Origin of the sequence: Vibrio sp. S234-5 (assembly GCF_000960595.1) — a bacterium.
Taxonomy (GTDB): Bacteria; Pseudomonadota; Gammaproteobacteria; order Enterobacterales; family Vibrionaceae; genus Vibrio.
Window position 1 is genome coordinate 245,829 of sequence record NZ_JZAM01000362.1, and the last position, 16,176, is coordinate 262,004.

At 46.0% G+C, this 16,176-nt stretch carries 12 protein-coding genes; 6 read left to right on the forward strand and 6 right to left on the reverse strand.

Annotation, left to right across the window (positions count from 1 at the left end):
- Nucleotides 1-80 precede the first annotated feature (80 nt).
- Nucleotides 81-1,520, forward strand: a complete 1,440-nt coding sequence (locus tag UF06_RS21385) for an FAD-dependent oxidoreductase (protein WP_045572244.1) — start codon at nt 81-83, stop codon at nt 1,518-1,520.
- Nucleotides 1,521-1,629: 109 nt separating this feature from the next.
- On the opposite strand, the gene UF06_RS21390 is transcribed toward UF06_RS21385, so the two are convergent.
- From UF06_RS21390 to UF06_RS21400, 3 genes are read right to left on the reverse strand one after another with little or no spacing between them, the layout of a single operon-like run.
- On the reverse strand, nt 1,630-2,565 hold the full coding sequence (locus tag UF06_RS21390; protein ID WP_045572245.1) for a biotin-dependent carboxyltransferase family protein: 936 nt from the start codon (nt 2,563-2,565) through the stop codon (nt 1,630-1,632).
- Nucleotides 2,562-3,245 (reverse strand): carboxyltransferase domain-containing protein, encoded by a 684-nt coding sequence (locus tag UF06_RS21395; RefSeq protein ID WP_045572246.1) that lies wholly within the window; start codon nt 3,243-3,245, stop codon nt 2,562-2,564. Before UF06_RS21395 ends, UF06_RS21390 begins: the two co-directional genes overlap by 4 nt.
- 11 nt (nt 3,246-3,256) lie before the next feature.
- Nucleotides 3,257-3,997 (reverse strand): 5-oxoprolinase subunit PxpA, encoded by a 741-nt coding sequence (locus tag UF06_RS21400; RefSeq protein ID WP_082069802.1) that lies wholly within the window; start codon nt 3,995-3,997, stop codon nt 3,257-3,259.
- A gap of 380 nt (nt 3,998-4,377) precedes the next feature.
- Between UF06_RS21400 and UF06_RS21405 the strand changes: the two genes are divergently transcribed.
- Together UF06_RS21405 and UF06_RS21410 are read left to right on the forward strand one after the other, a co-directional pair.
- Nucleotides 4,378-4,893, forward strand: a complete 516-nt coding sequence (locus UF06_RS21405) for a YfiR family protein (protein WP_045572248.1) — start codon at nt 4,378-4,380, stop codon at nt 4,891-4,893.
- Nucleotides 4,881-6,863: a diguanylate cyclase gene (locus UF06_RS21410; RefSeq protein ID WP_045572249.1), complete on the forward strand. Its 1,983-nt coding sequence runs from the start codon at nt 4,881-4,883 to the stop codon at nt 6,861-6,863. The genes UF06_RS21405 and UF06_RS21410 overlap by 13 nt, the downstream gene beginning before the upstream one ends.
- Nucleotides 6,864-7,169: 306 nt before the next feature.
- On the opposite strand, the gene UF06_RS21415 is transcribed toward UF06_RS21410, so the two are convergent.
- Nucleotides 7,170-9,335, reverse strand: coding sequence for a TonB-dependent hemoglobin/transferrin/lactoferrin family receptor (locus UF06_RS21415; RefSeq protein WP_045572250.1), 2,166 nt, complete (start codon nt 9,333-9,335; stop codon nt 7,170-7,172).
- Nucleotides 9,336-9,567: 232 nt separating this feature from the next.
- Between UF06_RS21415 and UF06_RS21420 the strand changes: the two genes are divergently transcribed.
- Complete coding sequence (locus tag UF06_RS21420; RefSeq protein WP_045572251.1) at nt 9,568-10,455, forward strand: LysR family transcriptional regulator; 888 nt, start codon at nt 9,568-9,570, stop codon at nt 10,453-10,455.
- Between the two features lie 51 nt (nt 10,456-10,506).
- Here the strand turns inward: UF06_RS21420 and UF06_RS21425 are convergent, their stop codons facing one another.
- Nucleotides 10,507-13,185, reverse strand: coding sequence for a bifunctional acetate--CoA ligase family protein/GNAT family N-acetyltransferase (locus tag UF06_RS21425; protein WP_045572303.1), 2,679 nt, complete (start codon nt 13,183-13,185; stop codon nt 10,507-10,509).
- A gap of 225 nt (nt 13,186-13,410) precedes the next feature.
- Here UF06_RS21425 and UF06_RS21430 point away from each other — a divergent pair, with 225 nt between their 5' ends.
- Complete coding sequence (locus UF06_RS21430; protein WP_045572252.1) at nt 13,411-13,986, forward strand: SPOR domain-containing protein; 576 nt, start codon at nt 13,411-13,413, stop codon at nt 13,984-13,986.
- Nucleotides 13,987-14,141: 155 nt separating this feature from the next.
- The gene (locus tag UF06_RS21435) at nt 14,142-15,143 is read left to right on the forward strand and encodes a D-alanine--D-alanine ligase (protein ID WP_045572304.1); all 1,002 of its coding nucleotides are present in this window, start codon (nt 14,142-14,144) and stop codon (nt 15,141-15,143) included.
- Here the strand turns inward: UF06_RS21435 and UF06_RS21440 are convergent.
- Nucleotides 15,140-16,096, reverse strand: coding sequence for a tyrosine-type recombinase/integrase (locus UF06_RS21440; RefSeq protein WP_045572253.1), 957 nt, complete (start codon nt 16,094-16,096; stop codon nt 15,140-15,142). The two genes, UF06_RS21435 and UF06_RS21440, sit on opposite strands and share 4 nt — an antisense overlap.
- Between the last annotated feature and the right edge of the window lie 80 nt (nt 16,097-16,176).

Sequence of the window (16,176 nt, forward strand, 5' to 3'; positions counted from 1 at the left end):
ATCCACAGCGAATTTGTGATTTTATTCACGTTCAATCACGAGTAGAATTCAATCCCAGAATTCATAGACATAGTGGAACAATGAACGGTTTGAACTCGTCCATCGGCAACACACGCATCGCCGTTGTAGGGGGTGGTGTCGCTGGCGCTACGGCCGCGATACATTTTTCAGAATTAGGCTATGCGGTAACCTTGATAGAAAAAGGGCCTTCTTTAGTCAATGGTCCGCCGATCTGTCATCTGCACGCAGGGGGAAACCTTTATCGTGAGATCTCGACGCAGCAATGCATTGACCTGCTGAAACAATCGATCGACAGCGTCAGACTCTTTCCGGCCAGTATCAACATTCGCCCCACCATTATTGCGGTACCGCGCAGTGATGCCGGAGAGGCTGAAGAGCTGCTCCCAAGACTGGCGATCATTCGCGAAGCATATCGAGACCTAGTTCGAGAGGACGCCCGCAACCAAGTGCTCGGCGAGCCGGACGACTACTTCAAACTCTATTCCAAAGCTGATCTCGCGCGCTTGGCGAGGTTAACCCAGCCTGAGCAGCCCAAAACATTTGACGAGTGGTGCATTCCATTTGCCAAAAATACTGATCTCGAGCAGCTTAAATATCCGGTGATCATCGTGGCCGAATATGGCTGGAGTGTGTTTCGTCTTTCTGCCATCGCCACCCTTGCCCTTGAGCGCTTTCCGGCCTCGACGGTAATGTGTAACCGAGAGTTGCAACACGCGCAGTGGGATGGGTCCAAATGGCAGTTGGATGTTGCTGGTTTGTCTCAACCTATTTGCGCTGATTATTTGATTAACGCCTGTGGCTTTGAAACGGGCGAATTAGATGATGTGGTTGGTGTGGCCACGCAACGTATGGTCGAGTTTAAAGCGGCGTACGTCGCTCAGTGGCAAGAATGCCATGAGGCTTGGCCAGAAGTGATTTTTCATGGCGAACGTGGAACGCCAGATGGTATGGCGCAGCTCACGCCATACGCCGACGGTTATTTTCAACTGCATGGTATGACGGAAGATATCACGCTATTTGAAGATGGTTTGGTGGCAGCATCGCCTCGCTCTGCGCAGCCGCAGTTGCCAGCGCAATACGTCAAAAAGATCCGTTCGGGATGGGATGAATCGGTTTTGCAGTTGCGTACCCAAAAGGCGATTGAACACGCGGCCAAGTTACTGCCGGCCTTTATCAGTGCCAATCCAGCGGGCAAAGCGCTGTTTGGCGCGCAGCAAATTCCCGGGCGTGATGCAACACTGCGCGCGGCAGATGTCTCCTTTTCTGCTAACCATTATGCTTGCATCGAAATTGTCAAAGGCTCGTCGACTTTGTTGGCGGCGCAGAAAATCGCCTTGCAGTGGTTTGGTAAGCCTATCTCCACCCACATCGAACAAGAACACCCGGTCACGTGTTCACTGGCCGCCAGTGAGATCGAATCGGTTGCCACCACATTAGCCAAACAGCGCGGTTACCCAGTATCGTTAGCTCAAGTGGTGGGTGAAGGGGTGTATCAATAAGCGTAAAAACCAAGGCGACATCCACGTCGCCTTGGTCACTTCTCACAGCAGTGTGCTTGCTCTTAGCTATAGCAATCAGTAAGTAAAAGAAATCAGTAACCAAAAGCAATCAATAACCAAAGAAACGTGCCCATTGGCACCAAACATCTTGCAAACCCTCGCGGTCGCCTCTAACAAAACGGACCTCCTGTCCCGGTTTTGCTTGTGCCAGTCTTGGAAGGTCGATACGGGCAACACAGCCTAGTTTGGGATAGCCGCCAATTGTTTGTCTGTCATTTAGCAAAATGATTGGCTGACCATTCGGTGGCACTTGAATGGCGCCCAAGGTAATCCCTTCCGACAAAATCCCCTGATAGGGAGGCGAAATTGTCCCTCCGGCCAGTCGGTATCCCATGCGATTTGAGTTGGGATCCACGGTAAATCGCGTTTGATAAAACAGCGCGATTTCCTCGGCAGCAAAATCCGCGGCTTGACAACCTTCAATCACGCGCAATTTTAACGGCAAGTTGTAATCAGGCTTGAAACGGAACGTCAGCGAGCGGGCTTTATTTGAGCTAGGTTGGTGTGGCGTAAAAGGTAATAATTGTTCAGCAATCAGCGGCATGCCGTTTTGTTTCAGGCCGCCGAGATGATCGCGCACGACAGTACTGGTGCTGCCAAGCTGCGGACTTACGTCAAAGCCGCCAACCACTGAGAGGTAAGCTCGCAGGCCATTTTTTGCTAAGCCAAAAGTGAGAATATCACCTTTGTGCGCGCGAAATTCGCTCCAGTTGTGCAATGGGTGTCCGTTGAGACGCGCATCGAGATCGCCGCCACAGATCGCCAGTTGACACGAACTGAGCACTTCGACTGCCGCTTGACCTAAGGTGATTTCCAACGAGGTGCAATTGACGGGATTGCCCAGCAAATGGTTCGACCAACTGTAGGCGTAGTCGTCCACCGGTCCGCCTTGCGTGATGCCTTGATGGGCAAGGGCGAATCGGCCAAAGTCCTGAATCAGGCTGAGTGACCCCGGTTTGATGACTTTTAGCGCGTGGGTTGTCACAATGCGCCTCCTAATTCGAGATACTCTTGCTCACTGATCGGGTAAAAAGTCACTGTGTCACCAATAGTAAATGGGGTCACGGGAACCTCGTTCGGGTTATACACAGACACTGGACATCGGCCGATGATGTTCCATCCGCCTGGCGTGGCGGATGGGTAAATGGCCGTCTTGCTTTCGGCGATCGCGACACTGCCTGCCGGGACGGAAACACGTGGCGAAGCCAGCCTAGGAACGGCGAGGCGTTCATCAACATCAGACAAAAACGCAAAGCCTGGTGTGAAACCAATCGCCGAAACGGTGTAGGGCGTTTCACTGTGTAGCTCGACAACGTCATCCAGTGACAAGCCACGATGAAGAAACGTCTCCAGATCCAGCGCGGTCTTCTTGGCATAATAAACGGGAATGCGATGGTTGCATCCGGCCTGAATGGATGTGGTCACTTGGCTACTTTGCAACAGTTGCTCAAGCTGAAGCAACAACTGTGATTCACTCAAGCGAAAAGGCAAGTATTCCACCAAGATAGAACGATAGGCAGGAACCACGTTCATCAGCGCATTGGGTAGAGTCTGTCGAATCAGATTCGCCAACTCACCCACTTGTTGCTCATTGACACTCTCGTTAAAGTACACCATCAAGCTGCATTCAGAAACGGGTTGAATTCGGTAGCAATTGCTCTTCAAATCTCTTCCTCTTATTTGGCCAATGCTTGGCTTAGCCTTTGTACCAAGGCGATAGACTCAGGATTATCACCATGCACACAGATGGTATCGGCTTCCAATGACACTCTTGTTCCTGAAACGGTAGTGACGCAACCATAGGTGGCGATTTGCATCGCTTGATTATAGATGTCATCGGCATTGTGGTAGACCGCATTCGCTTGTGATCTCGGGGTAAGTCGACCGTCTTCTTGATAACTGCGATCAGCAAAGGCTTCAAACAGCAGTGGCACATCAAAAACATCCGCAATGTCTAGGTAGCGCTGATTGTCTGTGGTTGCCAGAATCATCAGTGGTAGAGCAAAGACAGAAACGGCTTCAGCAATGGCGCGAAACACCTCTTCATCGGCCATCATGTCGTTGTAGAGTGCACCATGTGGTTTAACATAATGGAGCGCCACATCGTGATATTGGCAGAAAGCCTTCAATGCACCCACCTGATAAAGGACGATTTCTGTAATTTGCGCGGCGGTGTGAGGTATACTTCTGCGACCGAAACCACTAAGATCTTGATATCCCGGGTGTGCGCCGACTTTGACGAGATAATGCTTTGCTAAGGCGACCGTTTTAGCCATGACGTGAGGGTCTGAGGCATGAAATCCACAAGCGATATTGGCCATGTCAACCCACGGCATCACCAATTCATCAGAACCCATTGGCCAGATCCCAAAGCTTTCGCCCATGTCGCAATTTAGAGTAACTCTTTGCTTATTCACTATAATTTCAACCGTCCTTGCCGTTAATTGGTGTAAGTTGTCTTAAAAAATCCGTTATGACAGTGATCCACATCATCCTTTGCCAATTAAACGTTTTCTAGCTGCGGTAGAGCTTGGGATTTGTGGCAATAATCAGTAGTAAAAATAATAGGTTCAGGCGAGCTTGATATGAAAAATATTGCAACACTAATCAATCTAATCTGCCTGATGCCGCCCCCATCCAATGCCCTCGGTTGAGCATATGTTCTCAATCACCTCATGGATAAAAAATGGATTGTTTGCACTTTGTATAAAGGTAGTCGTACAACATGTTAGTCACGTTGGCAACACTGATGGTCTCGAGATTTCAATGTGAACAAGCACACATTTGAGGCTCAACTATGAATTTTAAAATCCGCCTGCTTTGCGGGTTGATAGCATCGCTTTGCCCGTTTTTGGCTCAAGCAAACAAATTTCAACCACATGAAGTGGTGGCGGTGTATATCTATCAGATCAGCAATTTCGTTTTTTGGAATGAAGAACCGAGTAAAACGCACATTTACTTCTGTGTACAAGATGATGACAAAGTAAAACAAACCTTAGCAAAAGTGATTGAAGGAAAAACTATCCGCGACTTGGCCCTTGTCTTAGTAAACGCAACGGATAAACCGTGTGACATTGTCTATTATGGTAAGCCACTCACAAGCGAGCGGGTGCGTAGTGTTGGTGGTTACGCGGTCACAATTAGTTCGCAAAGCCACTTTCTACGTGACGGAGGGATCATAGCATTGCAAGAGAACGAGGGCAGGATAAAACCGCTGATCTGTTCGCAGAATTTGGTGAGTGAGCGTTACACCCTAGGGGCAAATCTACTGCGACTTGCCAGCGTCAAGGAGGCTACACTATGCCTTCACTAAAAAACCTCTCTATTCGTCATAAGTTGCTGGTGCCTATCTTAATTTTTGTCACCTTTATTTTTATCTTCGCTCAGGGTTTTCATTTTTTTGTCAATTATCAAAATGAACAGAAGAACCTAATCGATCGCGTCTCCATTTTGGCAAAAGGGGTGGCGTTTAACCTGCAAGCAGCAGTGCTATTTGATGACTCATTGGCAGCCAGCGAAGTGTTATCAGCATTTAACGTCGATCCGGCTATTTTGCGGGTGAAGTTATTTGATTTGAATGAGCAACTGTTCTCGATTTATGAAGCGCAAGCTGATGAGGCTCCTATTCCCGATCAAGCGCAAAGAGACGCTTTGCAGAAGAAAGGTCACCTTGTTGCAGGCAAGTACCTCTATCTGTTGGTGCCGATCGAAATGGATGAAAGCAAAATTGCCTCACTGAGAATTACGGTGTCAAATCAAGCCTTTGAACAGATCATCAATAAGTTGATCGAAAGCAGCATCGTGTTCTTTTTTATGCTGCTCCCCACTGGCGCGCTGCTTTACCTTATCGTGCAGAAATTCATTTTGGAGCCGGTCTACTCTTTACACGACTCGATGCAGGCTTTTGTGGAACACCGCCTTAAAAGGCCCAACCTCAAACCCAAAGCGGATGATGAAATTGGCGCACTCATTGACGCATTTAATACCATGGTGAAACGCTTGGCGCAGCGAGACAGCCAGATCCATTACACATTAGATCGTTTAGAAAAAGAGAAAGCCTTTGCCAATGAAGTGATTGAAACGGTTCAACATGCGTTGCTGGTTGTGAATCATGATGGTGTTATTTTGCACAGTAATGCGGCCAGTAAAGAGATTTTCCCGATTTCTCTTGCGGCGGTGGAAAACAACACTTTAACCGACTTGATTCAGACGGAAGAGAAAGAGGTGCTCATCGCGGCCATTGAGCAAAAGCAGGTATTGGATGACTATTTGCTCTCTTGTAAAAAAGTCGATCAAAGTGTTCAACTGCTGCAAATTTCTTCACGTTCTCTAAGTAACCGAGGTGCAACGCTCTTTGCCATTCAAGATGTTACTGAGATAGAGGCGGCGATGAACCGCCAACGTATTGCCGCTGGGGTGTTTGAACACAGCCAAGATGGCCTGATTGTTCTTGATCACAATGGCGTGATTACTATGTGTAACCCAGCGCTCACGCAGATGCTTGGTTACAGTAGTGATACTTTAGTTGGCCGCTCTTTTCTGCAAGTGTTCCACTGGAAACAGCTACAATCGCTGATGCCAACCATTCAAGAATCGTTGTCCCATTACGGACAATGGCAAGGGGAAGTGTGGGAGAAACACCTTAATGGCACCTTAGTGCCGATGTTTGCCAAAGTCAGTCATATCGTTAAAAAAGTGGATCAGGAACAGGTGTATGACATGGTCATCATCTTAGCAGATCTTTCTGATGCGAAAGAAATGGAGCGTTTAGAGTACCTCGCACATCACGATGCACTAACGGGGCTTGCCAATCGTTCTAAACTACATCGAATATTGGAAGAGGAACTTCGCGCGTCTGCTTACTCGAATAAAGAGTTAGCGCTACTTTATCTGGACTTGGACGGCTTTAAACAGGTTAATGATACCTTCGGTCATGATGCTGGCGACGAAGTACTGCGCGTTATTTCCACTCGCTTGCAGCAAGAAGTACGCAGTAGCGATCTGGTTGCCCGATTGTCCGGTGATGAGTTTGTTTTACTCATCAAACCTGCCAGTCAGCAATCAGTTATTCAGTTAACCGAGCGTTTGTTGCAAAGTATCTGTCGGCCCATTGAATATAAAGGCCAGACACTGCAAGTCGGCTGTAGTATCGGAGTGAAGCTGATCGGTTCAAATGAGAAAGACATGGATACCATTCTGAAAAGTGCCGATACCGCGATGTACCGAGCGAAAAAAGCCGGGAAAGGGCAGGCTATTGTGATAGGCGCTGCCGCAAGTGAGTGACGTATATTTCCTCAGACTTCGGAATAAACTTTGATCTCAATCGGAAAAACCGCAGATGAGGCTCAAATTGCTAGCTTATTGAGTGACGAGTGATAGACTTAGGCGGATTGTTTTTTGCTCAACTATTTCAACTCTGAGGATTCCATGGAACTTGCGCTTATCATTGCTTTTATCGTTGCATCCGCGGTAATGGTTAAAAAAGAGATGGCAAAACAGTAACGCTTCATTTTTCCTAAATTTTTCTCTTTCTTTTAAAAATAGAGTGTAAAAAAGCCAGCGGTTGCTGGCTTTTTGTTTTATCGATAGTTAGAACTTGTACTCAACGCTGACGGCCCAATTTCGTCCAGGTTGCGAGAATATGTCTTTATTGTTTGTAGGGGTAATGCTTCTAACATCTTGATATGTCCAATATTCTTTGTCGAAGACGTTGTTAACTCCTGCTCGTAACGTCAGGTTTTCCAGTGGGTTGTAATATGCAGAAATATCTACAACACCATACCCTGCACTATCGAATGTGTCTTCGTCAAACCAATCATCTTTCTTATCTACGAGTGTAAGGTTAGCAAGCCCACCAAATTTCAGATCGTGATTGTCATAACCTAAGCCCAAAACCGACGTTAGCGGTGCAACGGAATCAAGCGCGTTACCCGTCGCTTTATCTTTGCCTTTGGCGTACGAAATGGTGAGTTTGCTGTACATGCCTTTTGGTGCAGCGATGGCTTCATCAAGCAAAATATCAGAACTGAACTCCAGACCTTTAATTTCAACGCGATCTCGGTTCACAATAGTGAAACGCTCTTTGTTTGGATCGATTTTCTCTAGATCTTGTGTATCAATGAAATCTTTATATTGGTTAACAAATCCGACCAGCTCTGCACGTACCCATTGGCCTTTCAATCTTATACCTGCTTCGTAAGAGGTACTACGTTCAGCTTTTAAGTCGGGATTAGGCACAAAATCTGCGCCAGTATTGTACTCATAATAGAGTTGTTCAACTGTTGGAGCTTTGAATCCTTGGCTAATTTGCGCGAAGTTGCTGATGTTGGTGTTGTAGTGATAAACGGCACCGAGCTTACCTGTAAAGGCATCACTGCTGTTTTTGTCACGCTTCGTCGTTGCAGACTCTGAATACTCTGGTGTCGTTTCAAACGAGTCGTATCGTAAACCGGTATTGACCACAAGAGAGTCGTCCAACAAAAATGCATTGTCTTGGACAAATATTCCTTTTTTTACCGTTTTTGCGTTGGGAACCGTCGTTTTAGCAGGTTTAGATGTGTTGTTGTCATGAAAATAATCGACATTGTCTATTGAAAAGTCAGTGTGTTGGAAGTTCAAACCGTAGGTAATTTCATGTGTCGAACCATCTAGCACTAAGAGTTTGTCAAATTGCGTATCCAACTGCAGTGTCTCTTCTTTAGCCGCTCGCTCACGTGTTCTATTTCCGCTGTAACCTACATACCCTGCAAGATCTGTTACGTGGGAGAAGTTACCGTTAATTGATTCGCTCTCTTGGTAGTTAAGTGCGGTATGGGATGAATCAAAAATGACAGAATTTCCATTAAAATCATGTGTTAAGCCAACACGGCGGCGAGTTGCTTCATCATTGTTGCGTGAATTTGAATACGTAGCAACGGGCATGGGGCCATAGCTCATCGTGTAATTGCCGTATCGATTATCTTCGTTGTATTCGTGTTTATATTGTTCATAAACAACGCCGACGCGGTTGTGATCGCCGATGTCAACAAACGCTTTCGCGAGAATATTTGATAGCTTTTTATCTGCAGGGTTTGCTGTCCCACGCTTTGGACCATCAATATCCGCATCATCTGAGTACGTTTTCTGCTCGTTACCATCTGCGTATGTACCAATGACTATCGTTTCGAATATGCCTTTTCTCATTGCCCACGTAAGTGTGTTTTTAAATTGTGTATCAGCTGAGAAATAGCTGGATTTAACGCCGAAGTACGTGTCATCGCCTTCGTCTAATACATCGGCAGGCTGCTTGGTACGAAGTACAACAGTTCCACCGAGTGCATCAGAACCATAAAGGGTAGAAGATGCACCTTTATTGATTTCAATTGATGTGAGCGTATCTAGTTCAACAGTATTTGGATAAATAGCTTGGACGTTTGCGCCTGGATTGAAAGGAGTGACTTGTGATACACCATCCACGACCACTTTTACGCGGCTACCTTCCATACCACGAATGTTGAAACCTGAAATACCAAATCGACTTGATGTCGTTACATTGACACCCGGCGTGTAAATAAGTGCGTCATGCAGATTTTTGGCTAATTGAGAATCGATATCGTCAGATGAAACAGTTTCTATAGAAGAAGAAACATCTTGTTTACTTTGTTCTGTCCTAGTAGCAGAAACAACAATCTCATCGAATAATCCATATTCTTCTGCTTGTACTGAAGCAGAGAGAGCTAATAGTATTGAGGCTGAAAGAAACGTTTTGTTATACATTTTACTACCTTAAAATCCATCGTAGGCGATTTAACGGCGCAATAATATTAGATGCTAATGATAATTGCTATCATTCTCACAAGTGAAGTGTAGCGCCTATTTATCTACAATGAGTACTGAAATGGTAAATATTCGTTTTAAATCATACAAATAGAGTGTTCTTTAGATGAATTAATGTGTGATTCTATAAAACTCAGAAAGTTGATTTTGATCACATTTAAAAGAGGTGTTTGTGCAAAGTCCGATAACATTAGAAGCGCTACATATCCTTGATGCCATAGAAAGGCGCGGAAGTTTTGCCGCCGCGGCCAATGAGCTTGATAGGGCGCCATCCTCGCTCAGCTATCAGATCCAGAAGTTAGAGCAAGAGCTGGACATCATGATCTTTGATCGATCCGGCCACAAGGCAAACTTTACTGAGGCGGGGCGTTTGATCTTGGAGAGAGGGCGCACGATCCTTGGTGCGACTGAAAAGTTAGTCAACGACGCCACGTTATTGGCGAACGGATGGGAGTTGGACATCACAATTGCTTACGATGGCATTATCTCAGTAAATCATTTTTTCCCTTTAGTCGAAGCGTTGGGCAACGTGAGCAAAACGAGAGTCAGGTTACAAGAAGAAATCTTAGCGGGGTGTTGGGAAGCCTTGCAATCTGGACGAGCCGACTTGTTAGTCTGTCCCGCACTGGACGTGGTTCCTCACGATGTAAAAACCGAATTGATTGGCAAGATGTCGATGATTTGGGTAGCCGCGGCAAACCACTATATTCACAATCGAAGTGGGCAGTTTGATGACACCGTGAGAGAAAAACACCGCATCATTGCCATTGCCGATACGGCCCGTGAGCAGCCAGCGCTAAGCGTCAACGTGATCCAAAAGCAACCACGTTTAACCGTAACCAATCTGCAAGCAAAAATCGATGCCTTGATTGCAGGGTTAGGCATTGGAACTTTACCCAGCAGCATGGCGATACCCTTAATTGAACAAGGTTTACTGAAAGCGATCTCCGGCAGTGAAACAATGACGATGAATATTGTGTTAGGTTGGAAACGCAATCAGATGGGGGAAGCTAAGTCGTGGTGTATTCAGCATTTGAAAAAGCACTGGAAGTTGAAATAGGCGGGAGAGGTAAATTTTCTCCCGTCTAAAGCTTTAAGTGATAAGGTTTTTTTAAGGATTAAGTGGCAACACCATGTCAGCAGTGCCATCTTCAAAATGGACATCAAGCGCAAAGCCCATTTTCTGTGCCAGCATCAACATACCTCGGTTGGTTGGCATAGTGATGCCTGTCATACGCTGAGTGCCTTTCGCACGGCAATAGTCGATGATCTTCGTCATCAATACATTGCCGAGCCCTTTACCCTTTAGATCCGAGCGGATCAAAATGGCAAATTCCGCTTCGGTATTTTCAGGATTGATCAACGCACGTGATACGCCAATGATCCTCGCTTCGCCCTCACTAAAGGAGATAGCGACAAAGGCCATTTCCCGGTCATAGTCGATTTGGGTTAAGTTAGCCAGCGCTTCATGATTGAACTCTCCGACATCGCTAAAAAAACGTTTATAAAGGTCTTCTTTGGAGACTTTACTGATAAAGTCCGCATGTTGCGGTTCATCTTCCGGCAAGATAGGGCGCAGTAAAATCACCTCGCCATCTTTAAGCGTCACCGTCTCAACGAACTCGGCAGGAAAAGGGCGAATTGCTAGACGTTCCTGCCCATTGCCAGCATGATGTTCTAGGGTCAAATCGGCGTCTAAAATAGTAAAGTGTTCACCATTTGCCAAAACGGGATGGATATCCAACTCTTTTATTTGTGGCAGTTCAACCACCATTTGAGAGATCCTAACTAAGAATTTCGCCAGTCCTAGTACATCCATGGGCTCTGGCAGTTTCTGCAAGCGAATATGGCCTTCTTTAATTGCCCGAACGATCAAGTATCTTGCCAAGCTCATGTTCAACGGTGGAAGCGCGGCGGAGGCATCACGCGATTCGCTCCATTCAGAACCGCCTTGGCCAAGCAAAATAACCGGGCCAAAGACTTTATCTGTGATCACTTTGACGCGAATTTCTTCTCCGCCAGCCAGTTTTGCCATGCCTTGCACCAACAGACCGTGGATTCTCGCCGCGGGGTAGGAGAGCTTGGTACGGTCTAAAATGGCGTCTGCCGCGGAAGCTACTTCTTTGCTATTACGCAGATTGAGCATGACGCCTTGCACATCCGATTTATGGGCAATATCAGGAGAGCGTAGTTTAACCGCTACAGGGTAACCAATTTGCTCGGCAATATGTACGGCTTCACTGGTGTCTCCTGCAATCCAAGTCGGCAGTACGTCGAAATTAAACAGCTTTAGCAGCGTTCCGAGTTGATGCGTGTCTAAACTGACCTGCGTTTTTTCACTTAGCTGTTGTTCAACCCACTCTTTGGCAGTATTTACGTCTGCAATGTGTAAAGGCTCCGCAGTGGTAGGCGTTTCCATCAGTTGCTTCTGGTTTCTGCGATATTCGACGAGGTGCATGAATGCGACCACGGCACTTTCTGGCGTTCTATAAGTTGGGATGCCTGCCTTAGTAAAAAGTAATCTAGCCGGTTTGGCTGTCTGTTCGCCTGACCAATTAGTTAGAATATTAAAGCGCTTGTGTCGAGGGTGTGCTTTGATCGCAGCAATAATCGCTTCGGCTGCCTCGACGGAATCTGAGACCGCAGAAGGGCTGTGCATGATCAGTAGCGCATCAGCGCAGTCGCTATCTAAAATGGCATTGATCGTTTTGACATAACGCACCTTGTCCGCGTCGCCCACCACATCGATAGGGTTGGAATGAGACCAGCTAGTTGGAAGAATGGATGAAAGTAAGTTATTGATATCTTCAGGTAAAGTCGCCAACTGACCACCTCGATCAAGCAGCGTATCCACCGCCATCAAAGCAGGACCAGCGCCGTTGGTGATGATAGCAAGACGCTCGCCGCGTAAAGGAACAGAATGCGTTAAGGTTTCAACGGCAGCAAAAAGTTCATGTGTATTGTGTACGCGCAACATCCCACTGCGCCTTATGGCGGAATCGTAAACAATATCTAACGTATCAGCACTGGGTTTATTCAATGCACGTCTGCCATGCGGTGAGCGCCCCCCTTTGAGCACAAGGATGCGTCGGTTGCGCGAAGCGGCTCGCGCGGCAGACATAAAGCGTCTTGCGTCAGTGATTGAATCCAAATAGAGCAGAATGGCATCTGTTTTACTGTCGGTACTAAAGTAATCAAGCAGCTCGTCAAAATCGATATCCAATCCATTGCCGACAGAGACAAACGCAGAAAAGCCGATCTCTTTATCATTTGCCCAGTCAAGAACGGTCGTGCATACCGCAGCAGATTGAGAAACAAAGGCAATTTTGCCTGGCTTTGCTGTCGATGGAGAAAAAGACGCGTTGAATTTTTGCCAAGGTAAGATAAGCCCAAGACTATTGGGGCCGAGAATTCTCATCTGATGTGCTCTGGCGATGGCTAAGCACGCGTCGGCGACCGATGCCTCTTCATGATGCGGGTAATCCGTATCTGAAGCGAGGACAATGACAAACTCGGTCCCTGCTTCGGCTAACTGCTTAAAAATTTCCACGTTCCGTTCAGAGCGGGTACAGAGAATCGCGACATCGGCCGCAAATGGCAGCGAAGCCACTGAAGAGTAGGCCAACACGCCCGCCACCGAGCGATATTTGGGCGTCACTGGCATAATTGCACCTTCGAAGCCACTTTGTAGCAGATTCTTCATGACGATGTTGCCTGCGCTTAAGTTACGTTGTGACGCCCCAATAACTGCAATCGACGTTGGTTTAAATAACTTTTGTAGCTTGTTCACCCACATCTCTCCTAAAAAGCTTAAGAAGCCAGATCAATAGCATGATAAACAAAAATAACCTGAGTGAAACTTACCCAAGTACAACTATGCTTACTAAATCGGCAAGCGGTAGACACTTTGTGTTGCAAATCACATGTTACAACCAGTTTATGCAGATAGACGCTTGATTCTCATCTACGCTATCGGCATGATTTACAGTAAATTTGTATAGAGCTGAGCCATTCCATGAAAAAAGTTGCAATCGTTACCTTGTCTGTGTTGCTTTCTGCTTGTTCATCCGGTGATTACGTCACCAATGTGACCTCAGAAAGCCACCGTGAAGAGTTTAAAATGGATACCATCCCTGAGCCTTTGATGGCCCAACAGGATGTGGTTCAAGAGACAAATCTGCCGCAGCCAATGGTGAAAGTTGAAACTCCGGTTGAAGAAAAAGCCGTTGTCAAACTCAGCCCGCCAACCGAACGCCCCAAAGCGGTAAAAATTGTTCCGCCGAGCCAAAAACAGCGTGATCAGTTACAACGTTTCGGCTACACCATTCAGGTGATGGCTGTTGGCACGCAATCGAAGGTGGACTACTTTGCCTCACGTCTGCCCAAAAATGAACAACCGATTTGGGAAAACTACAAGGTCGTCAATGGGACTAAATGGTTTACTATTTTGTACGGCGATTTCGCCAACAGTACTGAGGCTAAAAAAGCCATTGCCAATCTTCCTCAAGAGTTTAAAGACCTAAAACCTTTCGTGAAGAGCATCGACTCGATCAAAAACTCGGATTACCCAACGCTGAATAAATTAAACTAATGTCAGAGTTCAAGGAGCCATAACATGGCTCCTTTGCCTAACAAATACGCACTTAAGCTTGTCTCATTAACTATTGCCGATAAATAACTGTACCTCTCACGTTATATCGCTATCATTGAGTAAGCATGTCCTTTATCACGGATCAGATTATTCAAATGAAGAGAAACATCCTACTTCTGTGTGGCGGAGGCTCATCAGAGCATGAGATTTCGCTGCTTTCAGCCGGCTTTCTTGAGCAGCAATTGAACCTCATTGAAGGCGTGAACGTTTGCAAAGTTGAAATTAAAAATGAAGGTTGGTTTGATCAGCAAGGTAATCTTGTTTACCTAGATATCCACACCAATAGCATTAAAAGTGACTATGCTAGCGATGTCATCAAGATTGACTTCATCGTGCCTTGTATCCATGGTTATCCTGGTGAAACAGGAGACATCCAATCTCTGTTTGAACTTGCCAATATTCCTTATTTCGGTTGTGGTCCAGAAGCGAGTAGCAATAGCTTTAATAAAATCACGTCAAAGCTTTGGTATGATGCCATCGGCATTCCCAATACTCCGTACCTCTTTTTGACTAAAAATGATCAGACTGCCCATTTTAAAAGTGCTGAAGCTTTTGCAAAGTGGGGAAAGGTGTTTGTTAAAGCGGCGAGACAGGGCTCTTCTGTGGGATGTTACAGCGTGACTAAACAGGAAGAACTCGACGAGGCGATCGACAAAGCGTTTAATTTCTCTCATCAAGTTCTCGTTGAAAAAGCGGTTAAACCACGTGAGCTTGAGGTCGCAGCTTACGAAATGAACGGTGAACTGCATATTTCAAAACCAGGTGAAATCATCGCACCTGCAGGTTCATTTTATAGCTACGATGAGAAATACAGTGCTAGCAGCCATTCTTTGACCGAAGTAGAAGCAACAAATTTAACTCAAAAACAACTCGATACCATTCGTGAATGCAGTGAGAAAGTATTTAGACAAATGAACCTGCGCCACCTGTCTCGGATTGACTTCTTTTTAACAGAAGAGGGAGAGATCTACCTTAATGAAGTGAATACATTCCCTGGTATGACTCCTATCTCGATGTTCCCCAAGATGCTGCAGCACAACGGCCATCGATTCCACGACTATCTTGCCGACTGCATTGAGCGTTCAATCACAGCTTAATCCCACGGTCTGATTATTTTAAACTGCAACATTTCTTGCTGTGCCATGCCTTGACGTCCTGCGTACTGATAAGGCATGGCAGGGCTAAGCCAGCGACCAAAGTCTTGTATTTCTCTAATTTTCATTCCTTGAGTACGTAGTTGCTCTACCGCACCAATACGCGCAGACTGGCCTGAAAAAGTCTTATCCAATCCCAATCGTTTCCCTGCATTTTGCATGATTCTAAATATCGAAGAATCATCAAGTTGGCTTGATGACAGGTTACCGTGTTTGTCAATCGCGGCAAAAAGGTAATGAGCATCCACAGGTAAGCGTTCTAGCCAACGCTTACAAGCTAGACTACTTAACTCGCTCAACTGGTAAGCTGTATCACCAATCGTAATAGAAGCTGTGTCGCCAATTTTTCGTACAGACTCCATGCGTAGTGCTTTTAACTCTGAGCGTTTTGCTGCGCACTCAAACATAATTGAGTAGATTGCACAATCGCGGATGTCTTTGTTGTTCTTGCTTTTCAATAAAGTGGAATGCAATTGAGCAAGATGCTCTTTGGTAAACGCAATAGCCTGACTTGGGTTTGAACCTTTCGCTAAGCGCAATTCATTCAGTGATAGTTGAATTGTGCGATGTGAGGTTGGGTTGGCCAATGAGAGCAATTGGTGAACTAGGCCGATATGAACACATGAGCGCCGAATGGATGAATATTTTCTCTCCCTTGCTTGTGTTTCAATAAAGCGCCGCATGGCAATGATAGAGCAGGGTAGTATGGTTATTTTTGCTTGGTTGCAAAAATCTAGGTACCGACTCCAATCATTTTGTATAGCGAGTAACGAATTTTTGGCATACTTGAATTGGGTAAACTCCTTGAAAAACTCCAGATCGGGCCTTTGGCTCAATCGTTCGATAAGCCCTTTGACTTCAGTGGTATCTGTATATGCATAAAGGTTTTTTTTCATTTTAGTGCACTATAACACGTTAATATAAGCATTTTATACTTGCTAAGCGCCTGATTACAATTATCATTAATCTAAGACTT